This is a genomic window from Kitasatospora sp. NPDC096140 (assembly GCF_040303045.1).
GTDB lineage: Bacteria > Actinomycetota > Actinomycetes > Streptomycetales > Streptomycetaceae > Kitasatospora.
In genome coordinates, this window is the sequence record NZ_JBEOUW010000007.1 from 189,550 (window position 1) to 215,575 (window position 26,026).

At 73.0% G+C, this 26,026-nt stretch carries 19 protein-coding genes and 1 pseudogene; 2 read left to right on the forward strand and 18 right to left on the reverse strand.

Going from position 1 to position 26,026, the window contains the following annotated elements:
- Positions 1 to 72: 72 nt before the first annotated feature.
- On the forward strand, positions 73 to 1,218 hold the full coding sequence (locus ABT048_RS09585) for an NADH:flavin oxidoreductase (protein WP_350520764.1): 1,146 nt from the start codon (positions 73 to 75) through the stop codon (positions 1,216 to 1,218).
- Positions 1,219 to 1,312: 94 nt separating this feature from the next.
- Here the strand turns inward: ABT048_RS09585 and ABT048_RS09590 are convergent, their stop codons facing one another.
- Together ABT048_RS09590 and ABT048_RS09595 are read right to left on the reverse strand one after the other, a co-directional pair.
- Positions 1,313 to 1,660: an ArsR/SmtB family transcription factor gene (locus ABT048_RS09590; RefSeq protein ID WP_350520838.1), complete on the reverse strand. Its 348-nt coding sequence runs from the start codon at positions 1,658 to 1,660 to the stop codon at positions 1,313 to 1,315.
- A gap of 298 nt (positions 1,661 to 1,958) precedes the next feature.
- Complete coding sequence (locus tag ABT048_RS09595) at positions 1,959 to 3,239, reverse strand: ATP-binding protein (protein ID WP_350520765.1); 1,281 nt, start codon at positions 3,237 to 3,239, stop codon at positions 1,959 to 1,961.
- 259 nt (positions 3,240 to 3,498) lie between these two features.
- Between ABT048_RS09595 and ABT048_RS09600 the strand changes: the two genes are divergently transcribed.
- Positions 3,499 to 4,215 carry a flavodoxin family protein gene (locus ABT048_RS09600; protein WP_350520766.1) on the forward strand — a complete coding sequence of 239 codons (717 nt, stop codon included), beginning with the start codon at positions 3,499 to 3,501 and terminating at the stop codon, positions 4,213 to 4,215.
- A gap of 81 nt (positions 4,216 to 4,296) precedes the next feature.
- Here the strand turns inward: ABT048_RS09600 and ABT048_RS09605 are convergent, their stop codons facing one another.
- The 16 genes and pseudogenes from ABT048_RS09605 to ABT048_RS09680 form a co-directional block, all read right to left on the reverse strand.
- Positions 4,297 to 5,670: an ATP-grasp domain-containing protein gene (locus tag ABT048_RS09605; protein ID WP_350520767.1), complete on the reverse strand. Its 1,374-nt coding sequence runs from the start codon at positions 5,668 to 5,670 to the stop codon at positions 4,297 to 4,299.
- 45 nt (positions 5,671 to 5,715) lie between these two features.
- Entirely contained in the window at positions 5,716 to 7,584 is a 1,869-nt protein-coding gene (locus ABT048_RS09610; protein WP_350520768.1) for a non-ribosomal peptide synthetase, read from the reverse strand.
- 65 nt (positions 7,585 to 7,649) lie between these two features.
- Positions 7,650 to 9,017, reverse strand: coding sequence for a condensation domain-containing protein (locus ABT048_RS09615; protein ID WP_350520769.1), 1,368 nt, complete (start codon positions 9,015 to 9,017; stop codon positions 7,650 to 7,652).
- A 76-nt stretch (positions 9,018 to 9,093) separates the two neighbouring features.
- On the reverse strand, positions 9,094 to 10,839 hold the full coding sequence (locus ABT048_RS09620; RefSeq protein WP_350520770.1) for an acyl-CoA dehydrogenase family protein: 1,746 nt from the start codon (positions 10,837 to 10,839) through the stop codon (positions 9,094 to 9,096).
- Positions 10,840 to 10,847: 8 nt separating this feature from the next.
- The gene (locus ABT048_RS09625; RefSeq protein WP_350520771.1) at positions 10,848 to 11,642 is read right to left on the reverse strand and encodes a thioesterase II family protein; all 795 of its coding nucleotides are present in this window, start codon (positions 11,640 to 11,642) and stop codon (positions 10,848 to 10,850) included.
- The gene (locus ABT048_RS09630) at positions 11,635 to 12,924 is read right to left on the reverse strand and encodes an MFS transporter (RefSeq protein WP_350520772.1); all 1,290 of its coding nucleotides are present in this window, start codon (positions 12,922 to 12,924) and stop codon (positions 11,635 to 11,637) included. The genes ABT048_RS09625 and ABT048_RS09630 overlap by 8 nt, the downstream gene beginning before the upstream one ends.
- Positions 12,921 to 13,127 (reverse strand): MbtH family protein, encoded by a 207-nt coding sequence (locus tag ABT048_RS09635; protein ID WP_350520773.1) that lies wholly within the window; start codon positions 13,125 to 13,127, stop codon positions 12,921 to 12,923. Before ABT048_RS09635 ends, ABT048_RS09630 begins: the two co-directional genes overlap by 4 nt.
- Positions 13,128 to 13,161: 34 nt before the next feature.
- On the reverse strand, positions 13,162 to 16,098 hold the full coding sequence (locus ABT048_RS09640) for a type I polyketide synthase (RefSeq protein ID WP_350520774.1): 2,937 nt from the start codon (positions 16,096 to 16,098) through the stop codon (positions 13,162 to 13,164).
- The gene (locus tag ABT048_RS09645; protein ID WP_350520775.1) at positions 16,095 to 18,269 is read right to left on the reverse strand and encodes a non-ribosomal peptide synthetase; all 2,175 of its coding nucleotides are present in this window, start codon (positions 18,267 to 18,269) and stop codon (positions 16,095 to 16,097) included. The genes ABT048_RS09640 and ABT048_RS09645 overlap by 4 nt, the downstream gene beginning before the upstream one ends.
- Positions 18,270 to 18,749: 480 nt before the next feature.
- A complete protein-coding gene (locus ABT048_RS09650) occupies positions 18,750 to 20,024 on the reverse strand; it encodes a M23 family metallopeptidase (RefSeq protein WP_350520776.1) in 1,275 nt (424 codons plus the stop codon).
- A gap of 279 nt (positions 20,025 to 20,303) precedes the next feature.
- On the reverse strand, positions 20,304 to 21,134 hold the full coding sequence (locus ABT048_RS09655) for an MBL fold metallo-hydrolase (protein WP_350520777.1): 831 nt from the start codon (positions 21,132 to 21,134) through the stop codon (positions 20,304 to 20,306).
- Positions 21,127 to 22,044, reverse strand: coding sequence for an NAD-dependent epimerase/dehydratase family protein (locus ABT048_RS09660; RefSeq protein ID WP_350520778.1), 918 nt, complete (start codon positions 22,042 to 22,044; stop codon positions 21,127 to 21,129). Before ABT048_RS09660 ends, ABT048_RS09655 begins: the two co-directional genes overlap by 8 nt.
- A gap of 44 nt (positions 22,045 to 22,088) precedes the next feature.
- Positions 22,089 to 23,318 carry a glycosyltransferase gene (locus ABT048_RS09665; protein WP_350520839.1) on the reverse strand — a complete coding sequence of 410 codons (1,230 nt, stop codon included), beginning with the start codon at positions 23,316 to 23,318 and terminating at the stop codon, positions 22,089 to 22,091.
- 102 nt (positions 23,319 to 23,420) lie between these two features.
- A pseudogene (locus ABT048_RS09670) lies at positions 23,421 to 23,741 on the reverse strand (nuclear transport factor 2 family protein); the annotation flags it as partial.
- A 19-nt stretch (positions 23,742 to 23,760) separates the two neighbouring features.
- Complete coding sequence (locus tag ABT048_RS09675; RefSeq protein ID WP_350520779.1) at positions 23,761 to 24,615, reverse strand: SDR family NAD(P)-dependent oxidoreductase; 855 nt, start codon at positions 24,613 to 24,615, stop codon at positions 23,761 to 23,763.
- Positions 24,616 to 24,742: 127 nt separating this feature from the next.
- Entirely contained in the window at positions 24,743 to 25,936 is a 1,194-nt protein-coding gene (locus tag ABT048_RS09680) for an MFS transporter (protein ID WP_350520780.1), read from the reverse strand.
- Between the last annotated feature and the right edge of the window lie 90 nt (positions 25,937 to 26,026).

Sequence of the window (26,026 nt, forward strand, 5' to 3'; positions counted from 1 at the left end):
AGCCGTGGAGGTGGTTGGCACGGGCAACCGTTTCCGCTCCGGCGCACACCACCGGTACCCGCGAGGATCCCCATGACCGTCACCGAGCCCGTCCCGTCCACCGAGCCCGCCTCCTCCCGCGCGGCCGAGATCCTGTCCCGGCCCGTCACGATCAACGGGCTGACCGTGCCCAACCGCATCGTGATGGCGCCGATGACGCGCCAGTTCTCCCCGGGCGGCGTGCCCGGCGAGGACGTCCGCTCGTACTACGCCCGCCGCGCCGCCGCGGGCGTCGGTCTGATCGTCACCGAGGGGACGTACGTCGGCCACGAGTCCGCCGGGCAGAGCGACGACATCCCGCGCTTCCACGGCGAGGAGCAGCTGGCCGGGTGGGCCCGCGTCGCCGAGGACGTCCACGCGGCGGGCGGCACCATCGTGCCGCAGCTCTGGCACATCGGGATGGTGCGCAAGCAGGGCGACCCGCCGGTCGCCGACGCCCCCGCCGTCGGCCCGTCCGGCATCCGCCTGGACGGCACCGAGGGAACGGGCCGGGCGATGACCCGCGCCGACCTGGACGCCGTCATCGGCGCGTTCGCCGAGGCCGCCGCGGCCGCCGAGCGGATCGGCTTCGACGGCGTCGAGCTGCACGGCGCCCACGGCTACCTGCTCGACCAGTTCCTGTGGGCGGGCACCAACCGCCGCACCGACGAGTACGGCGGCGACCCGGTCGCCCGGACGAAGTTCACGGCCGAGCTCGTCGCCGCGGTGCGCGCCGCCGTCTCGCCGGAGTTCCCGGTGATCTTCCGCTACTCGCAGTGGAAGTCGGAGAACTACGACGCCCGCCTCGCCGAGACCCCGCAGGAGCTGGAGGCGATCCTCACCCCGCTCGCCGAGGCCGGCGTCGACGCCTTCCACGCCTCGACCCGCCGCTACTGGCTCCCCGAGTTCGACGACTCGGACCTCAACCTGGCCGGCTGGACCAGGAAGCTCACCGGCCGCCCCACCATCACCGTCGGCTCGGTCGGCCTCGACGGCGACTTCGTCCGCGCGTTCATGGGCGAGGGCGCCCCGGTCCAGGGCATCGACAACCTGCTCGACCGCCTGGAGCGCGACGAGTTCGACCTGGTCGCCGTCGGCCGCGCCCTCCTCCAGGACCCGCAGTGGGCCGCCAAGGTCCTCTCCGGCCGCTTCGCCGACCTGCTCCCCTACGACGCCGCCGCAGTCCGCACCCTCAGCTGACCACCCCCTCCCGGAGCTCCGCCCGGTCGGGCGGGGCCCCGGGAGCAGGGGGTTCGGGAGCAGGGGGGGTTCGGTGAGCTCTGCCCGCCGCGGATCAGCCGTCGGGCGTGGGACCGGCCCCGGGGCGCAGGTCGTCGAGGAGTCCGGCGCGGTCGGTCAGCAGGGCGGCGAGGATGGCGCGGGCGACGGCCAGGAGTTCGCCGATCTCGGGACTGGTGAGCCGGTAGACGACGGCGGCGCCCTCGCGGTGGGAGACCACGACGCCGGCGCGGCGCAGGATGGCGAGCTGCTGGGAGAGGTGGGCCGGCTCGACGCCGACCTCGGGCAGCAGTTCGGCGACGGCGTGCTCGCGTTCGCTCAGGAGCTCCAGGACGCGGATGCGCACGGGGTGGCCGAGGGTTTTGAAGAACTCGGCCTTGTGCTGGTAGAGCGGCACGGCAATGACCGAGGGCCTGCGTGGCGAGTCGGCCGTCATGGGATTCACCGCCCCTGCCGGGCGCTGGTTGGGCTTGGCTTCATCGGTGGAGACTGTAGCAACGTGGTCGAACGGCCTGGTCGGCGTGGGGCGAGGGCGGTCGGCCCGGGACTATTTGCCAATATTAGCAACTGCTAAGCTACGCAACGCGGCAGGCTCCGGAAGCGTCTGTCGCGACGTGGCCGCCCCGGAACCGACGCCGGGGCGGCCACGACTCACCCGCTCCGCCGGGGCCGCCGTCCCAGGCGCGCCGGGTCCGCCGGTCTCAGGTGCGGACGTGGCGCTCGATGTCCTCGGTGAAGGTCTCCAGGGCCTGCGCGGTGAGGGTGGGACGCGTGGCGGCGATCGCCGCGAGGAAGTCGTCGGTACCGGCGGGGAGCCCGGTGCGGTGGGTGATCTCGTTCTCGAAGGCCTGCTGGGAGCCCTTACGGGCGGCGTACTCGATGTCGGCGGGGGTGAACATCTCGCTGGCGGAGACCAGCCTGTCGATGTCGACCCGCTGCGCGCTCGGCCCGAGGTAGCGGCGCCAGATCGCCTCGCGCGCGACGGCGTCGGGCGGACCGACGGGGATGATGTAGTCGAAGCGGCCCGGCCGCAGGAACGCCGAGTCGAGGGTGCGCAGCGAGTTGGTGGCGCAGATCAGCAACCGGTCGTCGTGGTCGCGGAACGCCGGGATGAGCTTGAGGAGCTCATTGGTGACACCGTGTCCGGGGTCGACGGCGGTGCCGGAGCGGGCGGCGGCGATCTCCTCGACCTCGTCGATGAAGAGCAGCACGCTGGAGAGATCGGCCAGGTCCGCGAAGACCTCGCGCAGCGAGGCCGCGAGGGCCCCGTCGGCGTCGGCCGCCAGTCGGGACGGGAACAGCTCCACGAACGGCCAGCCCAGCCGTGAGGCGACCGCCTTGGCGAACGTGGTCTTCCCGGTTCCGGGCGGACCGAAGAGGATGACCGCCTTGGGCGGGCGGACTCCGTAGCTCTCGGCCAGCTCCGGTTCGGTGAGCGGGAGCACGATCCGCCGTTCGATGGCGTCCTTGGCCGCATGCATCCCCGCGAGCCGCTCCCACAGCCCGTGCGGCATGACCCGGCCGCCGAGCTGGGCGAGCAGCCCGGCGTCTCCCGCGTCCGGGTGTTCCAGCTTCTCGTAGTAGACCAGCCCGCTCACCTGGCGGTAGCCGGAGTTCTCCAGGGCCGCCGTCCCGGTCGAGCCGGGGGTGAGGACCGCGCTGAACCGCCGCACTCCCTTCGCCCGCAGACGTTGTTCGACCTGAGTGATCAACGCGCTGCCGAGGCCACGGTTGCGCCACGCGCCGGACAGGGCGACGATCATGATCCATCCGCGTTCGCCCTCGGCCCGGGCGACCGCCATGCCGACCAGCTCCTCCCCGACCAGGGCGACCACGGCCGGCTGTCCCCCGCGTGCCGCGGCGACGACGTCGGAGACGGGGAAGACCGGGAGGGACAGGTCGGCGTGCCGGCCCTGGTCCCACAGCTGGATCGCCTGGTCCAGATCGTCGTCGTGGAAGTCCCGCAGGTGCCACACTGGCACGGCTTCCTCCTCGGCCCCCGAGCCCCTGCACGGCCCCGGTGCGCTGCGCCCGCGAAGGCTGTCCCTCGCCCCGGTCCCCCTCGGGGCCATTGTCCGCGCGGCGGTCGCGGCGGGCGACCAGAACCGACCGAACGGCAGACCGTCAGGCGTCCGGCCCAGCTCCGCGGGCGCCCGCCACACCGGACTGGTGAGCTGTGCGGGGAGTCCACGACCAGACCACGACCCGACCGGGCTCCCACAGCTCCTGGAGGAGGACTTCGTGCCGGACCCGACGACGTCGTACGCCGACCTGCGTGCCCTGGTGATCAACTGCACGCTGAAGCGCTCCCCGGAGCGCAGCCACACCCAGGGCCTGATCGACGTCAGCACCGGCATCCTGGAACGCCAGGGTGTCCAGGTCGACGTCCTGCGCGCGGTGGACATCGACATCGCGACGGGCGTCTGGCCGGACATGACCGAGCACGGCTGGGAGACCGACGAGTGGCCGGTGATCTACTCCCAGGTGATGGCCGCCGACATCCTCACGCTGGCCGGACCGGTGTGGCTCGGGGACAACTCCTCCGTGATGAAGAAGGTCGTCGAACGGCTCTACGCCTGCTCGTCGATCCTCAACTCCGAGGGCCAGTACGCCTACTACGGCCGGGTCGGCGGCTGCCTGATCACCGGCAACGAGGACGGCGCCAAGCACTGCGCGATGAACGTCCTCTACAGCCTCCAGCACCTCGGCTACACCATCCCGCCGCAGGCCGACGCCGGCTGGGTCGGCGAGGCCGGCCCCGGGCCCTCCTACCTCGACCCCGGCTCCGGCGGCCCGGAGAACGACTTCACCAGGCGCAACACCACCTTCATGACCTGGAACCAGCTCCACCTGGCCCGCATGCTCAGGGACGCCGGCGGCATCCCCGCCCACGGCAACCAGCGCTCCGAGTGGGACGCCGGCTGCCGCTTCGACTCCGACAACCCCGAACACCGCTGAACCGGCATCGGTTCGAAGGGAACGGGGACACGGGCTCGTCCGGCGGGCGGCTGCTGTGTGCGACGTCGCCGGTGGAGTCGGTCACTCATCGGTGCGCCTGCGGGGCGGCAGCTCGTACAGTCCGGTGCCGGCGTGTGCTCCGTTGGTGATGTTGACCACGCCGACGTTGGCTTCCAGGCGGGTGGCGCGGGCCATGATGCCGGCGAAGCCGCGCGCCATGGTGAACACGCCCCAGACCGTCAGCCAGGGCTGCAGCCGGCCGTCCTCGTCCGGGAAGAGTTCGGTGACCGGGCGGATCCGGCGCTGCAGTATGGAGGGCTTGCCGAGCGCGGCGTCGAGGTGCTTGGCCCAGCTCTCCTCGGTCACGTCCCCGCCGAGGACCACACCGCTGCCACCGTGCAGGACCGTCGGTTTGAGGACGAGGTCGTGTCGGTTCGCCCGGGCGTAGTCGAGCAGTTCCACCGGCTGTCCGCTCTCCAGCGTCACCGTGCCGGGCCGGACGGTTCGGGTCCACGGCAGGATGCGGTCGAACGCCGCCAGCTCCTCGGTGCCGAACAGGTGCCGGTTCTTCTCGTCCGAGAGCATCGCGAGCGTGGTCTTGCTGGCGTAGAGCTCCGCGTCCAGCGGGACGAACAGCTTCACCTGGTCGGCTGCGGCGGCGCGCACGACCCGGTCCATCAGCGCCGGGGCTTCGGGGGATTCGAGCAGGTCCTCGGCGAGGAAGATCCGGTGGATGATGTCGACGGCCCGGTCGCCGAGCCAGACCCGGCCGTCGCGGTAGTCGAGCTGGCCGATGTGGCAGGGGTGTGCGTCTGCGCCCAGGGCCCGAAGACGGGCGCAGAACGCCTCCAGGAAGGCGGCCCAGCCGCTCAGGTAGCTGCTCGGCCAGTCGGCGACCGCGATGACCGGCCGGGACTGCGGGTCGAACCCGGTGGCGGCGTACATGGTGTGCAGCAGTTCCCCGGCGGTGTCGGCGAAGCCGAGGCCGTGCCGGGTGGCGAAGTCGGCGAGGAGCGGGTGTTCCAGCAGGGCCTCGGCCATCACGCCGTTGCCCAGGCCGCCGAGCGAGCTGGTCATGTTGACTTCCACGACCTTGAATCCGCTGTCGTCGACGCACAGATCCGTACGGGCCATGCGGGTCGCGCCGGCGCCCTGGCTGCGCAGGATCACCTCGGTCTGGGTCTCGGTCATGCCGACGGCCCGGGCGAACGCGCCGAGGTCGCCGTCGAAGAGCCTGTCGGGCAGGCTGAACAGCGCGGTGTGGAGCGTTTCCAGATCGTCCGTCAGCTGCTCCTGCTCTTCGTGGCCGAGGAAGAGCGGGCGGGGCAGGAAGCGGTTCTCGTAGTCGAGGGCGAGCACGGCGTCGTGCTGCGCACGACCGAGCAGTTCGGCCGCGGTGGCCGTACTTTCGCTCAGTTCGGCCAGATACTGCGTGGTCAGGGTGGGGCGGTCCACGGAAGGTCCTCTCAGGGGACGGGTGCGCGGTGATGGCGGGAGTGTTCAGCTGCGCGCCGACCCCGCGCGGCGGGTGTCGACCAGGGCAGCCAGGGCTGCCACGTCGGGCTGACGCATGACCTCTGCGGCCTTGACCCGGATCGGGTAGGTGCTTTCGATCAGCGCGATCAGGCGCGCGACGGCCAGCGAGGTCCCGCCCGATTCGGCGAAGTTGTCGGAGGGCGTGAGGTCGGGCCGGTCGAGCAGCCGGCGGCAGGCCACGAGCAGGAACGCGTCGGTGTCCGCTGCCTGCGGGGCCTGCTGGGTCGGCGCCGCCCCAGGTGCGGTGGACGCTGCGGGGGCGGCCTGCCGGGCGAGCAGTGCGCGGTCGACCTTGCCGTTGGCGTTCAGCGGGAAGGTGTCGACGAAGCGGACCATGACGGGCACCGCTTGCTTCAGTACCCGGGCGCGGGCGGCGGCCAGCACGGCCTCCTCGTCGGCCTGCGCCCCTTCGGCGAGCCGGAGGAAGGCGGCCAGCCGTAGGACGCCGCCGGTGCCCTGGTACGGGACCACGACGGCGCGCCGGACCGAGTCGTGGGTTTCCAGGGCGGCCTCGACCTCGGCCGGTTCGATCCGCGCGCCGCTGATCTTCACCTGGTCGTCCGTGCGGCCGAGGAATTCCAGCAGTCCGTCGGCGCGCATCACCGCCTTGTCGCCGGTCCGGTAGACACGGTCCACGTACGGTTGACCTGCGGGGGCCGGCACGAAGCGTTCGGCGGTCCGCTGCGGGTCCACGTAGCCGAGCGCCAGGCCCGCACCGCCGATCCGGACCTCTCCGGCCTGTCCCCTGGGCAGGATCCGGCCGTCCTCGTCGGTGATGAAGACGGCGTAGCCGGTCAGCGGCCGTCCGATCGGCACGGGGGCGGTCGGGTCGTCGCTCCGGGGTTGCAGGCGGTGGGTGGTGGTGAGCACGGTGGCCTCGGCGGGGCCGTACACGTTGTGCACGACCGCCGTGCACTGCGCGGGCGGCCGCACCCGCATCCGGTCGCCGCCCACCAGGATGTGGCGCATGGCCAGGCCGGCGGGCCACGGCTGGGTGAAGGCGAGGTCGGCGAGCGGGGTCGGCAGCAGGCAGTGGGTGAGGCCCGACTCCTGCCACCACTGGAACAGTTCGGCCGTCGAGCCGCGGGCGTCCTCGGGCGCGACGTGCAAGGTGGCGCCCGACGACAAGGCCTCCCACAACTCCTTGAGGTGGGCGTCGAAGGTGGTGCCGACGAAGAGACCCACCCGGGACCCGGGACCGATGTCGAGCCGGTCGCAGGTCCAGCGGACCAGGTTGGCCATCGCCCCCTGGGGCAGCAGTGCGATCTTGGGCTTGCCGGTGCTGCCCGAGGTGGTGACGGCGCAGAAGGCACCGCTGGACGCACCACCGGGCGCACCGCCGGGCGCGCCGTTCGTCCGTCCGCCGCGCAGGGCGACCATGAGCCCGTCCACCGCGTCGGCCGGCGCAACGGTCCAGCCGGGCGGCGGGGTGGTGGTGCCGTCGGTGAGCAGGCAGCCGATGTCGGCGTCCTCGGTGATCGATTCCACCCGCGCGGCCCCCGGCTGCGCGCCGAGGGAGAGATGGACCGCGCCGATCCTGGCCAACGCGACCGCCGCGGCCACCAGCAGCGCGGAACGTTCCAGGCAGACTCCCACCAGCTCGCCGCGGGTGACCCGGCCGCCGAGGGCCTGCACGATCCGGGCGGAGGCCCGGTCGAGCTCGCGGTAGCTCCAGGTGATGGTGCCGTCCACGACCGCCGGGGCGTCGGGCTGTTCGGCCAGCCGGCTGTCGAACCAGTCGAGTGGTCCCGCCCCCGGTGCGGGAGCGGGCGCGGGCTCACCTCCCCAGGCGATGCTGGGCAGCTGGTGGCCGGTCGGATCGTGGGAAGTCATCTGGTCTCCTCGGGGCATGGTTCGGGGTCGTGGGGTCAGTCCTTGGCCGGCCAGTCATCGGCCGGTCAGTCATCGGCCGGCCGGTCATCGGCCGGCGCGGTGAGTGCGGCGAGGCCGGTTGCGGTGTCGGCGAGGTAGGCCTCCAGCAGCGCGGTGAACTGCCGCTGCATCTCGGCGATCCGGGGGCCGTCGTACAGGTCTGTGGCGAAGTCCCAGATCAGCAGCATGCCGCCCGGGCCCGAGCGGGCGTTGACGGTCCGGCGGGAGTCGGGGATCAGGACCACGTCGAGGGCGAAGCGGGAGGTACCGGTGTTGAACGCCTCGTGGATGGACACCTCAAGGTCCAGCCCCTCGACGTGCGGGATCGGCGCGTCGTGCGCACTGAACATGACGTGGAACAGTGGGTTGTCCAGGCCGGTGCCGGAGTGTTCTCCGAGCTCGCGGGCCAGGTCCTGGACCGGGACGCCCTGGTGCGGCAGCGAGCGGATCAGGACCTCGGTGACCTCGTCGACCGCGTTCAGCGCACTGTCGTCGGGCTGGAGGCGGATGCGCAGCGGGATGGTGTTGACGAACATCCCGACGCTCTCCTGGAAGCCGGGCGGGCGGTTGCCCACCGCGCTGCCGATCACCAGGTCGGACCGGCCGCTCTGCCTGCGCAGGAGCTCCGCGAAGAGGGTGAGCAGAACCGAGAACGGGGTGTGCCCGTGTCGGCGGGCGGCTGTCCGCAGGCGCTCGGCCAGCTCGGGCTCCAGCAGCTGGCGCAGTTGGTCGCCGTGCGGGACGTCGCGGACCCGTCCCGGGTCGGCCGGGCCGGGCAGCGGCAGGTCGAAGGCGGCGCCGTCCAGAGCGCCCCGCCAGTACGCCAGGGCGTCGTCCCGGTGGCCCGGTCGTTCCTCGGCGGCCACCGACCGGCGGACGTGTTCGAGGTAGGAGCGGGGCTCGGGCAGGTCGGCCGGGATGCCCTGGGCCAGCGCGCGGTAGGTGGTGAACAGGTCGCGCAGGACCAGGCCGAAGGACCAGCCGTCGTGCACCAGGTGGTGCTCGGTGTGAAGCAGCCGGTGGTGGTCCTCGGCCAGCCTGATCAGGCTCCACCGCACCATGGGCGCTTCGGCGGTGTCGAAGGGCTCGTCGTGCTGCTCGCGCCACAGGTCCTCGAAGGCGGCCTCGTGGTCGTCGGCACCGGTCAGGTCCACGGTGCGGTAGCGGGGTGCGCAGGTGCCGTTCACCCGCTGCTTCGGTGGGAAGTCCTCGGGATCGAGTTCGAGGCGGAACGCGTCGTGGCGGGCGAGCACGGTCGCCAGGCTCTGCCGCAGGGCCGGCTCGTCCAGCGGGCCGCGCAGGTCGAGGGAGGCGGTGAAGTTGTAGGCACGGCTCTCGGGGAAGAGTTCCTCGTGCAGCCAGACGATCTCCTGGGAACGGGAGAGGTCGAACATGGGCGCGGCCCTTTCCGGGTCGGTGGTCGTTCGGTGTGCGGGGCTGGTGGCCGGGGCGGCCTCGGATGCCACCTGCTCAGCGGGCGGGTGGGGTGGCGGTGACGGTGTCGCGGAGCAGGAACTCCAGACGGTCGCCGTGAAGCCACTGCGCACAGACGCCGGCGTGGTCGGGCCCGTCGGTGTCGGCAAGGCGCCGCTGGGCGTCCGCCATGCGGTGGCGTGCGTCGGCGCAGAACACGTCGGCGAGGTCCTGGGCCGGTCCCGTGCCCTCACGGTGCAGTCGGGCGGCGTTGGCCAGCACCGCGGACATGCTGAACAGCTCGGCGGAGAGCCGGTTGAGCAGGATCAGCGTGCGTTCCTCGGCGAAGAGCTCCTCGGGGTCGGGGTGTCGGTCCACCAGGTCGCGGCTGAGGCGGGCGAACTGCACGGCCTGTTCGGCCACGAAGCGCAGGTGGTCCCGGTTGCGCGGGGACAGGCAGGCGTCCGCTGCGGTGAGGTCGGTCGCGGCCTCCGCGATGGCCTGCGGCTTCGGGTAGTGGCGCGAGAGCAGGTGCCGGGCTGCCCAGTGGTCCACGAGGAAGTCCACCCCGCCGGCCACCCGCAGGGCACGCGCGTCGCGGAAGAACCGCTCCACCGGCAGCGGCTGAGCACCGCGCCGGGCCTTGCTCGTCGCCGTCTCGAAGCCCTCGGCGGCCAGCAGGGACAGGGTGCGGTCGACGATGCGCCAGCTGGTCATCGAGCTGATGTTCTTGGCTGCCGTCTGCTCCGGATCCAGGTCGATCCCCGGGTGGCGCTCCTCGGCCAGCAGGCACCACTCCACCACGCTCTCCACGGCGAAGGTCTCGGCGAGGTTGGCGGCGACGATGCGCTGGATCTCGTCGTACTGCTCCAGCCCGATGCCGCCGACCGAACGCCGCCGGACGAACTCCCGGGACCAGTGCAGGCAGAGCCGGCCGATCGCCAGGGCGGGCGCCGAGATGGGGTACATCCGGCCTCGGACGCTGATGGTGTGCAGTTCGGGGGCCAGACGCCACTCGTCCTCGGCGGTCAGTCCGTCGAGGGTGAAGACCCGGCTGTGCGGGACGAAGACCCGGTCGAAGGTGAGGGCCGCGTTGGGCAGGCCCTTGAGACCCAGGTACTCGTGCCAGGACCTGACCGTGAAGCCGGGGTCGGTGGTGTCGACGAAGAACAGCCGGATGTACTCCCGGTCGTTGTCGTGCACGGTGGCCGAGACCCTCAGGAGGCCCGCGATCGGGCCGTTCTGGATGAACACCTTCTCGCCGCTGATCCGGAATCCGGTGCCGTCCTCGGTCGGCACCGCGGTGGTGGCCCGGGTCCGGTTGATCGCACCGGTGGGCTCGGTGTCGGCGTCGCCGGAGATCGCGCCCGCTGCGAGCAGCCGTTCGAGTTCGGACTTCAGCTCGCCGTCGGCCAGGATCGGCAGGTAGGCGCCGGCGCCCAGTCCGAGGTGGACGGACATGGCGTAGCAGGCGGTCACCGACCAGCTCGCGGCGGCCTGGATCATCCGGAAGGCGTTGTGGGCGGACAGTCCCAGACCGCCGCGCTCAAGCGGGTCCTGAAGCCTGAAGTAGCCGCGGGCGGCGCAGGCTTCGTGGAAGCCGTCGGGCAGCTGCGCGGTGCGGTCCACCTCCGTCGGGTCGACGGTCTCCTGGAGGAAGCGCATCAGCTCGGCGACGGCGGCGTCGCCGCGGGCGCGGTCCTCGTCGGACGGGGCGGGGAAGGGGCTGATCAGGTCCCAGCGCACGTGCCCCAGGTGGAGCGCGGCGAGGAAGCCGGCCGGGGCGGCGGTGTCGTGAGTCATGTCTGCTTTCACAGGTCGTGGGAGAGCGGGTGGACGGGCGACCCGGCGCGCCGGCGGTCGGTGAGTGCGGCCCGGATCAGTGCGAGCAGGGCGGCGCGGTGCTCGCGGAGGTAGAAGTGACCGCCCGGCAGCAGGTTCAGGGCGAACGGTCCGCGGCTGTGGCCCTGCCACCGGGTGAGTTCTTCGGCGGGGAGCCGGTCCTCGGTGCCGCCGAAGACGTGCAGCGGCAGGTCGAGGGGCTCGCCTGGGGTGTGGCGGTAGCTGTCGACCAGTTCGAAGTCGCAGCGGTGCGAGGCCATCACGATCGCGAGCAGGTCCGGGTCCTCGGCCACCTCGTCGGGGAGTGAGCCGTACTGTCCCTGGATGGCGGTGAACAGCTCCCGGTCGCCGAGGTGGTGGATCGGCGGCAGTCCGCGGGGCCGGTGCGGGGCCGGGCAGGCGGACAGCAGCAGGCGTTCGGGGCCGGGCAGACCGTGCTCGCGCAGGGCGCGCGCGGTCTCGTAGGCCAGCAGGGCGCCGAGGCTGTGTCCGAAGAAGGCGAACGGTGCGCGGAATGCGGCCTGTCCCACCAGATCGTGAACCAGCGGGCCGACCCGGGTGTACGGCGGGTCGTCGAGCCGCGAGCCGCGGCCGGGCAGTTGCACGCCCCACACCTCGATGCCGGGCACGTCGTCGCCCCAGCGGACGTACTCGGCGGCCGAGCCGCCGCTGTGGGCGAAGCAGTACAGCCGGATCGGGGCGTCGGGGCGCTTGCGGCGGTTGACCAGCCAGCGTGGGGCGGTGTGCCCCGGAACCTCAGGCATGAAGGGTCTCCTGGCTCATCGATCGGGCGGTCGGGGCGGCGTCGGGCATGGCCCGCAGTGCGTGCACGGCGGAGAACAGCAGCGGCAGCCCGGCGAGGACGCTGCCCGCACCGGCGAGCCAGAGGGCGCCGCGCAGTCCGAGCGGGCCGACCAGTGCGCCTCCGAGGAAGGTCCCGACGGGGATGACGCCCCAGACCACGAACCGCAGCGTCGCCGTCATGCGCCCGCGCATCGGGGCGGGGGTGACGGACTGCCGCAGGCTGATCTGGTTGATGTTGAAGACGGAGGCGCACAGCCCGGCCAGGGCCATCGCGACCGCCAGGACGGGCATCGCGGTGCCGGGGGTGGCCAGCGGCAGCAGCAGGAGGGTGCCGCCCAGCCCGAAGGCGGCCCAGGTGAGCGACGGCCCGACGCCGAGGCGCCGCACCACCCGGCCGTTGGCGAGCGAGCCGAGCAGTACGCCTGCGTTCGCGATCGCGAGCGTGGTGCCCAGCCCGGCCGGCGAGAGCCGCAGGTCACGGACCGCGTAGAGCACCAGGATCGCCTGGACCATTCCGAACAGGCCGAAGAGGTTGGCGATCCCCGCGCTCAGCGCTATCGGGCGCAGCAGCGGATGCCGGAACACGTACCCGAGGCCGTCCTTGACCTCCGCCACCAGTCCCGGCCGGACCGCGTCGCGGGTCGGGCGCTCCTCCACCCGCACCAGCAGGAGCAGGGCCGCCGACCCGGCGTAGCCGAGCGCGTTGGCGAGCACCGCGAGCGGCGCGGTCAGCAGCTGGACCAGGAATCCGCCGGCGCCGGGGCCGGCCAGCTGACCGGCGGTCTCGGACAGCTGAAGTCTGGTGTTGGCCTCGACGAGCTGCTCCTCGCCGACCAGGGTTGGCAGGAAGGACTGTGCCGCCAGGTCGAAGAAGACCGTCATGACCCCGACCGCGAAGGCCACCGGATACAGCAGCCACAGGTGCAGGACCCCGCAGAGCGCGGCCGCCGGCACGGTCAGCAGGACCGCGCAGCGGACCAGGTCCGCTGCGATCATGACGGGCCGTCGGCGCGTCCGGTCCACCCATGCCCCGGCCGGCAGGCCGACCAGCAGGAACGGCAGGTACTGCACGGCGGCCAGCAGTCCCACCTGGAACGGGGTGGCGTTCAACACCGTCACGGCCGCCAGCGGCAGCGCGAGTTCGGAGATCTGGGCGCCGAGCACGCTGACCGTCTGGGCGGCCCACAGTCGTCGGAAGCCCTGGTGGCGCGACAGTCCCGGCGGAGGGGCCGGTTGCGTCATCGGGCGGCCGCCCGTTCACGTGTGCTCTTCGGTCGGAGGTCGCTCCACAGGCCGTCGATCAGGGTGAGGCAGTCCGCTTTGCTGCCCCGTCCGCCCGTCCGCTCCCACCCGGCGGGTAGCACCCGGCCGGCCGGCCAGACGGAGTACTGCTCCTCGGTGTTGCGGACCACCTCGTAGGTCCGGTCGTCGTCGTCCTCGAACATGGCTGTCCCTCGGGTCGGTGTGTCGCATGACGGTTCAGGCCGGTTGCCGGGCGGCGTCGATCACCCGGGCCAGTCGGCGCGGAGTGGGGGCGGTGAAGACCTGCTTGACGGTGATGCGTACGCCGAAGGCCGCGCGGACGGCGGAGGCGAGTTGAACGGCGATCAGCGAGTCCCCGCCCAGGTCGAAGAAGTCGTCCTGCGCCGCCACGTGCTCCAGCCCGAGCAGTTGACCGAAGATCCGGGCGAGCTGTGTTTCGGTGTCGCCGTCCGGTGCGGGCTTCGGGACGGTCGGCGCGGGCCGGGCGGTGACGGTCGGCGCCGGGTTGTCGGTGGGGAGCGGTGAGTACCGCTGCGGGCTGAACGGGTAGGTCGGCAGCGGAGTCCGGCCCGGCCGGTGGCCTTCGTGCAGCCGCGGCCAGTCGAGCTCGACGCCGGCCGCCCACAGCTGTCCGGCGGCGGCCAGCGAGGTCCGCAGGGCGGACTGCTCGCCGGCGGGGTGCGGCAGGCTCGGCAGCGCCAGGTGGCCCTCGGTGCGAGCCGGGTGCCGGCGGGCCAGAGTCGTCAGGGTCAGGCCGGGGCCGACTTCGAGCAGGATCCGGCCGGGCTCGGCGAGCAGGGTGGCGAGGGTGTCGCCGAAGCGCACCGCCCGGCGCATGTGGGCGGTCCAGAACTCGACGCCCGGAACGCGGTCCGTGCGGACCCACTCCCCGGTGGTGTCCCCGACCCAGGGGATCGACGGCGCCCTGAGGTCGAGTTCGGCGACCACGGAGGCGAACCGGTCGAGGATCGGCTCCACCAGAGCGCTGTGTCCGGCGGCGGCGATGTGCAGCAGGCGCGCGTCGACGCCGTCCTCCGTCAGCCGTGCGAACAGCGCGTCGACCGCCCCCCGCGGCCCGGACACGACGCACTGGTCGGGTCCGTTGACGGCCGCGAGCTCCAGGCCGTCGCCGAGAAGTCCGGTGACGTCGCGCTCGGGCAGCGGCACGGCCAGCATCGCCCCGACGGGCAGGCCCTGAAGCAGCCTGCCGCGCTCGGCGACCAGCCGCAGCGCGTCGGGCAGGCAGAGCACACCGGCCACGCATGCGGCGGCGAAGGCACCGAGGCTGTGTCCGGCGACGGCCGCCGGCCGTACCCCTCGCTGCTCCCACATCCGGGCGAGCGCGTACTCCACCACGAAGACGGCCGGCTGGGCCACGCTCATGTCGCGCAGCAACTCTTCGGCCGCCGCGCGCTGCTGCTCGCCGGCCGGGTACAGGACCGCCCGCAGGTCCAGGCCGAGCGTGGACGCGAGCTGCGCGCAGCACGCGTCGACCTCGGCACGGAAGACCGGGTCGTTCTCGTACAGTTCGCGGCCCATGCCGACGTGCTGTCCGCCCTGCCCGGGGAAGACGAACGCCACCGGCCGCTCGCCGCCCACGGGCGGGTGGCCGAAGGTGCCGGCCCCGGTCAGTGCTTCGATCGCCTCGGTGTGGTCGGCGGCCACGGCGAACCGGCGGTGCACGAAGGCGCGGCGGCCGGTCTGCAGCGTCCAGGCCGTGTCGGCCAGGTCCCGGCCGGGGTCGGCGGCGCCGGCGGCCTGCCGTTGCAGGTGCTCGGCGAGCCTGGCGGCGGCGCGGTCCAGCTCGGGGGCGGTCCGGGCGGACAGCACCAGCAGCTGGCTCGCGGGCGCGGCGGGCGGGCGAGGTCGCGCGGGCGGCTCCTCCAGGATCGCGTGCGCGTTGGTGCCTCCGATCCCGAACGAGCTGACCCCGGCCCGGCGGGGACCGTCGGGGCGCCACCGGTACGGTTCGGTGTTCACCACGAACGGGCCGTCCGCGAAGGGGATCTCCGGGTTGGGTGAGGTGTAGTGCAGGCTCGGCGGGATCAGGCCGTGCCGGACGGCCAGCACCGCCTTGATGAAGCCCGCCACCCCGGCGGCCGCGTCGGTGTGGCCGATGTTGGTCTTCACCGACCCGATCCGGCAGAACCCGCGCCGGTCGGTGCCGCGCCGGAAGGCCTGGGTCAGCGCGGCCAGTTCGATCGGGTCCCCCAGCGGGGTCCCGGTCCCGTGCGCCTCGACGTAGCCGATGCTGTCCGGCTCGACGTCGGCCACCAGGTGGGCCGCGCGGATGACCTCGGCCTGGCCGGCCACGCCCGGAGCGGTGAAGCCCACCTTGTCCGTGCCGTCGTTGTTCACCGCGGTGCCGCGCAGGACGGCACGGATGTGGTCGCCGTCCTGAAGTGCGTCGGCGAGCCGCTTGAGGACCACGATGCCGACACCGTTGCCCGCGACGGTCCCACGGGCCCGGGCGTCGAAGGCCCGGCAGCGGCCGTCGGGCGAGATGACACCGCCCTCGGAGTACTCGGGCAGGCGCGCCGGGACGTTGACACTGGCCCCGCCGGCCAGAGCCAGGTCGCACTCGCCGGACAGCAGCGCCTGCGCGGCGAGATGAACGGCGACCAAGGAGGTGGAGCAGGCGGTCTGCACCGTCACCGCCGGCCCGGTGAGACCGAGCCGGTGGGCTGCCCGCGACGTGAGGAAGTCGATGCCGGTCCCCAGCCGCAGCTGCCACTCGCTGACCGGGCCGAGCCGGTCGCGGTGGGCCGTCAGCGTCTCCAGGTAGCCGGTCTGGCTGCTGCCCGCATACACGCCGACCGGCCCGGCACAGGCCCGGGCGTCGTACCCGGCGTCCTCCAGCGCCTCCCAGGCGCAGGTCAGGAACAGCCGCTGCTGCGGGTCGAGGATCAGCGCCTCGCGCGGCGAGTAGCCGAAGAACGCCGCGTCGAACCCGTCCGCGTCCTCCAGTACTCCGAGCGCGGGGACGTACTCGGGAGTGGACGGGTCGCCGGGGAAGCGGGTGACCGATTCCGTGCCCTTGACCAGGTTGTCCCAGAACTCCCCGAGGTCACGCGCTCCGGGAAACCGCCCGGCCATCCCGACGACGGCGAGGAAGGGGCTGTCCGGAACCACCGGCTGTGCCGCCTGCGTCATCGGGCACCTCCGGCGCTCCGGCGGGCGGCGCGGCGCTGCTGGAGCCGGGCGTACCCGCTGCGGCGCTCATCGGCACGCTCGTCACCGGGCGCGCCGACGGCCGGCCCGGAGCCGTCGCGCAGATGGGCGGCGAGCTTGCGGACGGTCGGGTGCGCGAAGAGCGCGACGCCGGGAACCCGGCGTCCCAGCGCCCCGCTGAGCTTGCGCTGCACCTGGACGAGCAGCAGCGAGTGACCGCCGATCTCGAAGAAGCTGTCGTCCGGCCCCACCTGGCCGACCTGCAGCACCTCACGCCACACGGCCGCTATCTGCTCCTCCAGGCCGGTCAGCGCCACCGCCTGCGGTGCGCCGGAGTTGGCGTCGCCGGCGGTGGTGTCGCCGGACGTGGCGTCGCCGGACGTGGCGTCGCCGGCGGTGGCGTCGCCGGCGGTCGGCACCGGGAGCGCCCTGTGGTCGATCTTGCCGTTCGCGGTCAGCGGCAGCTCGTCGAGCACCACGTAGGAGGCCGGGACCATCGCGGTCGGCAGACTCATGGCCAGATGGGCGCGCAGCTGCGACGACTCGACCTCGGCGGCGACCACGTAGGCGACCAGCCGCTTGCCGTCCGCCTCGTCGTCCACCGCCCGCACGTACGCCTGACGCACCGCCGGGTGCGTGCACAGGGCCGCACTGATCTCCGCCGGTTCGACCCGCCGGCCGCGGATCTTCACCTGGTCGTCGGCCCGCCCGACGAAGGCCAGGGCACCGTCGGCGCGCAGCACCACGAGGTCGCCGGTGCGGTAGAGCCGCCCGCCCGGCGTCTTGCCGAACGGGTCCGGCACGAAACGGTCGGCGGTCAGCCCCGGCTGCCCGAGGTACCCGCGGGCCAGCACCGCCCCACCCACGTACAGCTCGCCCCGGGTGTCCGCCGCAACCGGCTCCAGATCGGCGTCCAGCACATACGCCCGCGCCCCGGCCACCGGCCGCCCGATCGGCAGCGTCTCCCCCTCGGGTATCGACTCCCCGGTGAACGCCTGGAGTGTGGCGGTGATGGTGGTCTCCGTCAGCCCGTAGGCGTTGACCACGGGCACCGGGGTATGCCGTCGCCAGCCGGCCAGCGTACGGGTGTGCCCGGTGTCGCTGCCCACGACCAGGAGCCGCAGGGCCTCGGGCACCTCCCGCGGTTCGGCGTCGAGATCGCGGACCCACTGGTCCCAGTACGGCGTCGGCACGTTGGCCACCGTGACCCGCTCACGGCACAGATGCTCCTCCAGCTCCGCGGGCGACGGCACCGAATCGGGAGCCACCACCACCCGGGCGCCGGCCAGCAAGGTCGGGAACACCTCCTCGCCGAACACGTCGAACCCCGGACCGGCGAACTGCAGCACCCGGTCGGCTGCAGTCAGGTCGAAGGCAGCACCGACGGCAACCGCGTGGTTGGCCAGCGACCCGTGGGTGACGGCCACCGGCTTGGGACGCCCGGTCGAACCCGAAGTGAAGATCACATAGGCGAGGTCGCCGGGGGCAACCGCCACCGCCGGGCTCTGCGCGGAGCGCCCGGCCGGCCCGCCGGCAGCCGGGTCGACCACCTCGACCCCCTCGGCCCCGTCGACCCCCTTGACCCCCTTGACCCCCTTGACCCCCGCACAGCCCTCGGGCCCGATCAGCAGGGCCACATCGGCGGCCTCCAGCTGGTACGTGCGGCCCTCGACCGGCAGCGCCGGGTCGAGCGGCAGGTAGGCGGCACCGGACTTCAGCACGGCCAGCACCGCCGTCACCAGTTCACGCCCGCGCGGCAGGTTCACCGCGACCACGCTCTCGGCGCCCGCACCTCGCTCCACCAGCACTCCGGCCAGCCGGTCGGCGGCAGCGTCAAGCCCCGCGTACGTCACGCACCCGTCGCGGTCGACGACAGCCACCGCATCAGGACTGGCCCGTACCCGCTCCTCGAACAGCTGCGGTACACAGACCACGGCACGCAGACCGGCCGACGAGAGCGCGGTAGCGGCTCGGCTCTCATCCTCTTGACTCAGTTCGGGCCTCACGAGGCCAACTCCTCTCCAGAACGGCGCGCGCAGCACTCCACCGGACACCGGACGGGCGCAGGCCCCGGCCGTGCCGTCCGCCCGAAGCGCACCCGCCCCGGCCGGGCGGGGTTTCAGGAAGCTCAAGGGGAAACCGGGCGGAGTCATTGCGGCCCGTCGACGTCACGGCAGCTGTGGACAGCTGCTGTCGGGCTTTCAGACGATCAGCGAGCTTGCTGCCGACGAGTGTGCGAAGCGCCGGTAGACATCCGATGGACGAGCACGCCGAACGTTCCGCAGAAACCCCCGAGGACCCCCTCCCGCCGTATCCGCCGGCAGATCGACGACTGAAGCGAACCAATGCCGAAAGGCTCCACCCGCTCACCGGGGTGGAGCCTTTCGTGCCATCGGGACCGAGCAGATGTGCCGTGCCGCCGAGGGCTTGGCGCCCACGGCCGTTCCGTTGATCCCCGAGGCCGGTATCGCGTTCGCCGACTCCCCGATCCGGTCGAGGCCGGAGAAGGCGGGGACGCGGCCCGGCTGAGTGAGCGCGTGCAGGCGAACCTGTTGCACGGCAACGGAGTCGGAGACCGCGGTGAGACGGGGCTGTTCCGGGCCTCGGCCGCCGTCAGCCCCCGCAACGTCCGGTCAGAACTCCAGCACCTCGCGGTCGAGCGGGTACTGGGCACGGTGGGGGCCCTCGTAGGGTGAGGGTGTGATCGGGAGGACGCCGGTCGGTTGCAGGCCCAGGTTGTCGTCCCAGATCCGGGGTTCGACCTGTCCGAGGACGCGGAAGCTCCGGAAGGTGAACGGCGGGCTGTCGGTCGGGAAGAACTCGGCCGTGGTGGTCACCTGGAAGTGCAGGTGAGGCGTGGTGGAGTTGCCGCTGTTGCCGATCAGTCCGAGGACCTGGCCGGGTTCGACGCAGTCGCCCTCCCGGACGTCGAGGGTGCCGGCTTCGAGGTGGGCGTAGAGCAGGTAGCGGCCCGGTGCGACTTCCAGGGTGATGTGGTTGCCGACGGTGTCCTCGATCGGCGGGACGGGCGGCGTGACGGGCGGCGGGTTGTCCGGGATCCCGTCCTGGACCTCCACCACTCTGCCGCCGGCCGCGGCCACGACCGGCTGGCGGTAGCTCAGGTAGCTGGTGAGCCGGGCGGGGTCGCCCTCCCAGGCCTGTCCCTGCTCGCCGAGCCGGTACCAGTCGATCGCGAAGCGCTGCGGCACGTCGAAGCGGCCGTTGATCGGGGCGAGGCCTCGCCGGTGGTGGGTGTTGCCGCAGCAGGATTCGCTGGCGTACCAGGTGCCGGGGCGGACGGGCGCGTTCAGGTTCAACGGCGCGGTGCGGGAGGTCGGGGTGGCCTGCACCGTCTCCTCGAACGCGGACGGGCCGGAGGGGGTCAGGACGGCACCCGAGAGGTGGTGTTCGAGGACCTCGGGCACCGGCTGACCGCGGTCGAGGGTCAGGTCGAGCCAGATGATCCACTGCTGGGAGCCCTGGATGACGGTCGGCGTGGGCCCCGGGGGCGCCGGGGTGTACGCGTCCGCGCCGGGCAGGGGGTCGCCCACCGGATTGGCGGCGTCGGCCAGCGGCTGCCCGCTCAGCGAGCCGATGACCCGGTGGGTGCGGGCGTCCTGGACGTCGACCCGGTCGAGCCGCAGCGGGGTGCTGGTGGACAGTGCGCTCGTGGTGAGCAGTTCGTACGAGAGGTGCGTCCTGCCGTCCGTGGCGTCGAACGGCGTCGGCTCGGTCATCACCGCGGCCGTCAGCGGCGTGAACTGGGTGCCGGGCGCCAGGGCGGCCGCGCCGGTCCCGAATCCCGGTCCCGCGGCGGCCACCAGCGCGGCGGCCGCGACCACGGCGGCGGCGCGTCCGCGACGTCGAGGGCTGCGGACGGTGCGGTTGCGAGGGTCGCGCTCTGCCATTGTGCTCTTTCGTCCGTCGGGCCCGGGGCCGTGAACGACGCCGGCACGCCCCGCACCGCGGCGCAGGCTCATGTAACCGGGCGGCCCGCCGCTTCGGCCGGAGGCCGCCGAGGTCGGCTGCCGAACTACACCCGTCCAGCCGCATCGACAGCCCGACAGCCTGCCGGGGGACGGTGCCGAAGGCCCCGTGATGTCCGAGGCCGTGTACGGTGTCCGCCCGGCAGGCCGGTCGTTCTGCGGCGTGCTGCGGTCAGTGCTGGTGGACGTGTTCCGTCGTCGTCAGGAGCGGGACTCCATCGGCAGCGCCTGTTCGAAGCGCAGGTACCGGGCCACCGACCGGGCCAGGACCTCGTTGCCGTCGCTCGTGACGACGCGGTCCCACCACGCCCCGTAGATCCGCTCGAAGCGGTAGCCGGCGAGCAGTTCGCCGGCGGCGCGCACGGCGTCGGGGCGCTCCGGGATGTGGTTGGCGTAGCTGTACATGATCGTGACCCAGCGGCGGTCCGGGCAGACGTTGACCACGTCGCCGGTGAACAGCGCGCCCTCCCCCGTGTTCCGGTGCATGACCGTGCTGCCCGGGAAGTGGATTCCGGGGTTGATCAGCGTCAGTTCGTCGGTCAGCCGGTGGGTCCGGCCGCTCCAGAAGTGCAGGGCGGGGTCGGGGCGGCCGACCCACTGCCGGTCGGCCTCGTGCAGGTACACGGGCGCGTCGAAGGCGTGGGCCCACTCGACGACGGCGGAGTAGAAGTGCGGGTGGCTGACGACGATCGCGTCGATGCCGCCGGCCTTCTCCACCTCGCGGATCACCGCGTCGTCGAGGTAGGGCACGCAGTCCCACAGCACGTTGCCGCCGGCCGTGCGCACGAGCAGGGCCCGCTGGCCGATGGCGAAGGAGGGGGTGCAGCCGATGCCGAGCACGTCGGGGCCCTGCTCCTCGAAGCGTCCCTCGTGGCCCTCGGCGCGCAGTTCGGCGAGGCTGGTCCACTGCTGGCCGTCGGCCCCGACGTACTGGCGTTCGTCCAGGCAGACCGGGCAGTCGGGGCGGGTGTCGGCGTACTGGGTGCCGCAGGTGCGGCAGATGGGCAGGGTGGAGCCGGTGAGGTCAGCCACGGTCGCCTCCGGTCATCTCGGTCAGCTCGGTCGGATCGGCCGGCTCGGCCAGCTCGGCCAGCTCGGTCAGGACGTACGGGCGGCTGGGCCGCCAGCCCAGCTCGGTGACGGCGCGGCGCCCGGACACGACCTGGTTCAGCGCCAGGGCCTCGGCGAACGGGGCGCCCACGACGTCGGCTGCCTGCTCCTGCGGCCAGGTCTCGGCCCGGCCGGTGCCCCCCGCGGCGATGTCGGTGGCGGCGGCGAGCGCGGCGACCGGCACGGCCTCGTGGGCCACGCCGTGCAGCACGCTCCCCGGCTCGGCCTTGGTCAGGGCCAGCACGAACAGCTCGGCGAGGTCGTCCACGTGCGCCATCGGCCAGCGGGTGGCCGGCGAGCCGACGTACCGGCCGGTGCCGTGCTCCTTCGCCCAGCCGGTCATCAGGCCGGGTATGCCGCCGCCGTGGCCGTACACGATGCCGGGCCGCAGCACCACGGCGCGCACGTCCCCGGCGGCGGTCGCCAGGACGCGCTGCTCGATGCGCGGGCGGTAGCCGACGATGGCGATCGCGTTCGTGGCGGCGTCCTCGTCGACCATGGTGTCCCCGGTGGCGCCGAGCACCCACACACCGCTGGTGTACACGAACGCCCGCCCGGTGCCGCGCAGCCGCTCGGTCAGCGCGTCCACGGCCGCCGCGTCCGCCGTCTCGTCGCCGGTCGGCGTGGCGAGGTTCAGCACGGCATCGATGTCATCGGTGACGGCGGCCCGCAGCGAGGCCGGGTCGCCCAGATCACCCACGCGCGACGCCACGTCGGGGCCGAGCCGCCCGGCGTCCTTGACGAAGTGGACCACCTGGTGGCCGTCCGCCGTCAGCCGCCGTGTCACGGCGGACCCGATGTAGCCGGTGGAACCCAGTACGAGTACCTTCACGTTTCTTCCTTTCGAATGATCGACAGAGGTGCAGCAGCAGGGGGTTACGAGGGATCGACGGTGTTCCGCAGCAGCTCCGCGGCCACCGTCGCGCCGTCGGTGCGGATCGCGGCGGCCAGGTCCCTCGCCCGTGCGCGGATGCCGGGAGTCAGGGCCTTGCCGAGCGCGGCGGACAGGGAGTCGAAGGTCAGGGTCGGACCCTCGTGCAGCACGCCGATACCCAGCTCGGCCACCCGGCCGGCCCAGTACGGCTGGTCCGCCATCTGGGGCACCACGACCTGGGGTGCACCGGCCCGGGCGGCCGTCGTCGTGGTTCCGGCGCCGCCGTGGTGCACCACGGCGGCGACCCGGCCGAACAGCGCCTGGTGGTTGACCTCGCCGACCGGGAAGCAGTCGCCGTCCTCGTCGGTCGACGCCAGGTCGGCCCAGCCGCGGGAGAGGAGGATGCGGTGCCCCAGGGCGCGGACCGCCTCGACGGCCGCCCGGGCGACGTCCGGCGCGTCGCGCACGGGCATGCTGCCGAAGCCCACGTAGACGGGTGGTTCTCCGGCGTCCAGGAACGCCTCCAGCTCGGCCGGGAGCGGCCGTTCGTCCGGCCGGATCCATGCGCCGGTCTGCACCACGTCGAGGTCCGCGGACTGCGGCCACGGGCTGAGCAGCGGGTCGGCCGCCAGCCACGGACGGTCGGTGAGGACGTGGTCGCGGACATCGTCCACCGGCGGCAGGCCGACGGCCGCCCGGTGGGTGTCGATCGCCTCGCCGAACAGCGCGTTCAGGTGTTCCGCGTTCTGGTCCCAGAGCACCCGGTTGTCGGTCGTGTCCGGCGGGAGCGGCCGGCCCGGCCACGCGAGCGGCGGGTGGTGCGGCGACGGCAGATAGCTCGGGAAGAAGGCGACGAACAGGTAGGGGATGCCCAGTTCCTCGGCCGCCGACCGGGCGGCGGCGGCTGCCGGGATCAGACCGGTCGCCACCACTGCGTCGCATCCCTCGGCTGCCGCGACGACGGATTCGTACGTGGCGGCGACCATCCGGGCCGCGCGCTCGGACAGGCTCTCCGCCGGGGGCTTCGCCGTGCCGGTCACCGCCTTGGTCGCCGTCTCGCGCAGCGACCGGCCGAGCGGCACCAGGGGGATGCCGACGTCGGCCGACAGTTCCGCGAAGTCGGGTGGGGCGCACACCCGTACCTCGGCGCCGAGGTCACGCAGGGCGGTGGCGAGTCCGAGCATCGGCTCGACGTCCCCGCGCGAACCGTACGCCACCAACAACACACGCATGTCCTGACTCCCGATGGTGTCCGTGGATTCGGCCTCGCCCGGCCGGCTGCCGTCCGAGCTGCCGTCCGAGGTCTTGCTGTAGCCGAGGGCCTCGACGATCAGGCCGTCCCGGACGAGGGTGAGCGTCACGCCGCGGACCGTGTCGGCCGGGCCGTCGCCGAAGCGGCATCGCCAGCGGACGGTCGCCCGCTCACCGGTGACGACGACGGCCTCCGGCTCGTACTGCCTGGTGCGGTCCTCGGCGAGCGCCCTGCACAATTGCAGGCACGCGGCGCGGCCTTCGTAGCGGGCCCCGTCGGGGGCGGGCTGTTTCGTCTCCATCACGCAGTCGTCGGCGAGCAGGTCGACGAGCAGCGAGACGTCGTGGTGGATGAAGGCGCGGTTGAAGCGGTGGACGACGTCGGCCGTGGTGCGGAACGACATGCTGCCTCTTCCCGGGCCGTCAGGCCGGACCGGTGATCGCGTGTTCCGCGGCGCGGCTGACGTGTTCCCACGCCGCCCAGGTGTTCATGCGGGTGCGGGCGATGTCGAAGGCGAGGTCGTAGACCATGCTGCCCAGGAGGAGGCGCAGCGGCGGCTCGTCGCTGTCGACCAGCTCGATCAGCGCGGCCGCGGCGAGCTTCGGATCGCTGTCGACCGAGCCCTCGGCGAACTGCTCGGCCAGCTTCTCCCGGAGCGGCGCGTACGCCTCCAGGGGGCTGGTGCTGTGCATCGCGGTGTAGAGGTCGGTCCAGTAGCCGCCGGGCTGGAGGATGCTCACCTTGGCCCCGAAGGCGGCGGCCTCCGCGGCGAGGGCTTCGCTGAGGCCTTCCAGCGCGAACTTGCCGGCGCTGTACAGGCCGGTGCTGGGGAAGCCGCCCAGGGCGGCGATGCTGGAGACCTGCACGAGGTGACCGGAGCCCTGTTCGCGCAGCACGGGCATGACGGCCTGGCTCACCCAGAGCGCGCCGAAGAAGTTGACGTCCAGCTGGGCGCGCGCCTCGGCTTCGGTGAACTCCTCGACCATGCCCATCGAGAGCATTCCGGCGTTGTTGACGACGATGTCGAGCCGTCCGAAGTGGCCGACCGCCGCGGCGACGGCGGCGAACACGGCGTCCCGGTCGGTCACGTCCAGCGTGAGGGGCAGGACCCGGCCGGGGTGGGCGCTCGCGAGCTCGTCCAGCGCGGTCGTGGTGCGGGCGGCGACCACGATGTGGTCGCCGGCCGTCAGGGCCGCCTCGGCGAAGGCGCGGCCGAGACCGCGGCTGGCGCCGGTGATGAACCAGACGCGGCTGGTGGGTCGGGCGGGGGCGTGCACGGTCGGTGCTCCTGTCTTCGGGAGATCGTGAGGGTGTGGGTGGCCGGGCGGACGCGGCACGCTGTTCGGGCGCGCGGTGCGGACGCGGCACGCTGTTCAGGCGCGCCGGGCGGACACGGCACGCTGTTCAGGCGCGCGGTGCGCTCCGGACGGCGAGAACGGTGAGGAGGGCGAAGAGGGCCCCGGCCGTCAGGACGGCGCTCGTGCCGAGGCCGGTGGCGACGACTCCGCCGAGCAGGGCTCCGAGGGCGATGGCCAGGTTGTAGACGGAGGTGTTCAGGGCGGTGGCCGCCTCGGCAGAGTCGGGTGCCGCCTTGAGGATCCACGTCTGGACGCCGACGGGGACGCCGCCGAAGGCCAGCCCCCAGCCCAGCAGCAGCAGGGTCCCGCCGACCGGGGTGCGGCCGGCGAGGGGAAAGACCGCGAGGACCGCGGTGAGCAGGACGCTGAGGGTGACGATGGTCGCGCGGACGTTCTGCTCCGCGGCCGCCCCGGCGAGGAAGTTGCCCAGGATGCCGGCGACGCCGAAGCCGAGCAGGAGCGGGCCGATCGCGCCCTCGCCGATCCCCGAGACGGTCCGCAGGACCGGGCTGACGAAGGTGAAGGCGGCGAAGTGGCCGCCGACCAGCAGGAACGTGGCGATGACGCCGGCGCGTACGACGGGGTGGCGGAACTGCTGCGGCAGGGTACGCAGCTGGACGACCTGTCGGGCGGGCATCGAAGGCAGCAGGAAGAGCAGGCCCACCAGCACGAGGAGGCCCAGTGCGCCCGCGGCCACGAACGCGGTGCGCCAGTCCGCGAGGCCGCCGATCAGCGTCCCGGCCGGTACGCCGAGGACGTTGGCCGCCGTTGCGCCGCCGAAGACCACCGACATGGCCCGGGGGACGAACCGGTCCGGCACCAGCCGCACGGCGAGGCCGGCGGCGAGCGACCAGAAGCCGCCGATGCTGATCCCGATGAGGAAGCGCGCGCCCAGCAGGACGGTGAAGTCGGATGCCACGGCCGACAGTCCGTTGGCCAGGACCATCAGGGTGATCAGGCCGATCAGCGCGACCCGCCGGTCGAGCCGTCCGATCGCCACCGGGAGCAGCGGCGCCGTGACGGAGGCGACCAGGCCGGGGACGGTCACCATCAGGCCCGCGGTGCCCTCGGAGACGTGGAGGTCTCCTCCGACGAGGGGAAGCAGCCCCACCGGCAGTGACTCGACCGTCACCAGCGCGAACGTCCCGACCGCCATGGTGACGACGGCGAGCCAGCTGGTGAGAGGCACCCGGTCGCCGCCTGACGTGGTGGGTGACTTCTCGGTGTCGACGATGGTCATGGCACTCCGGTCCGGTAGGGGTTGGGGTCTGCTGACGATCCTTCAGTCGACCGTCGAAGCCATCAACGTCCAAGATCAGTAAGATCCGAT

What these genes read in the sequence shown, in the direction of transcription:
- ABT048_RS09585 (WP_350520764.1), top strand. Translation starts at nt 73, where the DNA reads ATGACCGTCACCGAGCCCGTCCCGTCCACCGAGCCCGCCTCCTCCCGC.
- ABT048_RS09610 (WP_350520768.1), bottom strand. Translation starts at nt 7,584, where the DNA reads ATGACTTCCCACGATCCGACCGGCCACCAGCTGCCCAGCATCGCCTGG.
- ABT048_RS09615 (WP_350520769.1), bottom strand. Translation starts at nt 9,017, where the DNA reads ATGTTCGACCTCTCCCGTTCCCAGGAGATCGTCTGGCTGCACGAGGAA.
- ABT048_RS09620 (WP_350520770.1), bottom strand. Translation starts at nt 10,839, where the DNA reads ATGACTCACGACACCGCCGCCCCGGCCGGCTTCCTCGCCGCGCTCCAC.
- ABT048_RS09625 (WP_350520771.1), bottom strand. Translation starts at nt 11,642, where the DNA reads ATGCCTGAGGTTCCGGGGCACACCGCCCCACGCTGGCTGGTCAACCGC.
- ABT048_RS09630 (WP_350520772.1), bottom strand. Translation starts at nt 12,924, where the DNA reads ATGACGCAACCGGCCCCTCCGCCGGGACTGTCGCGCCACCAGGGCTTC.
- ABT048_RS09635 (WP_350520773.1), bottom strand. Translation starts at nt 13,127, where the DNA reads ATGTTCGAGGACGACGACGACCGGACCTACGAGGTGGTCCGCAACACC.
- ABT048_RS09640 (WP_350520774.1), bottom strand. Translation starts at nt 16,098, where the DNA reads ATGACGCAGGCGGCACAGCCGGTGGTTCCGGACAGCCCCTTCCTCGCC.
- ABT048_RS09645 (WP_350520775.1), bottom strand. Translation starts at nt 18,269, where the DNA reads ATGACTCCGCCCGGTTTCCCCTTGAGCTTCCTGAAACCCCGCCCGGCC.
- ABT048_RS09650 (WP_350520776.1), bottom strand. Translation starts at nt 20,024, where the DNA reads ATGGCAGAGCGCGACCCTCGCAACCGCACCGTCCGCAGCCCTCGACGT.
- ABT048_RS09665 (WP_350520839.1), bottom strand. Translation starts at nt 23,318, where the DNA reads ATGCGTGTGTTGTTGGTGGCGTACGGTTCGCGCGGGGACGTCGAGCCG.
- ABT048_RS09680 (WP_350520780.1), bottom strand. Translation starts at nt 25,936, where the DNA reads ATGACCATCGTCGACACCGAGAAGTCACCCACCACGTCAGGCGGCGAC.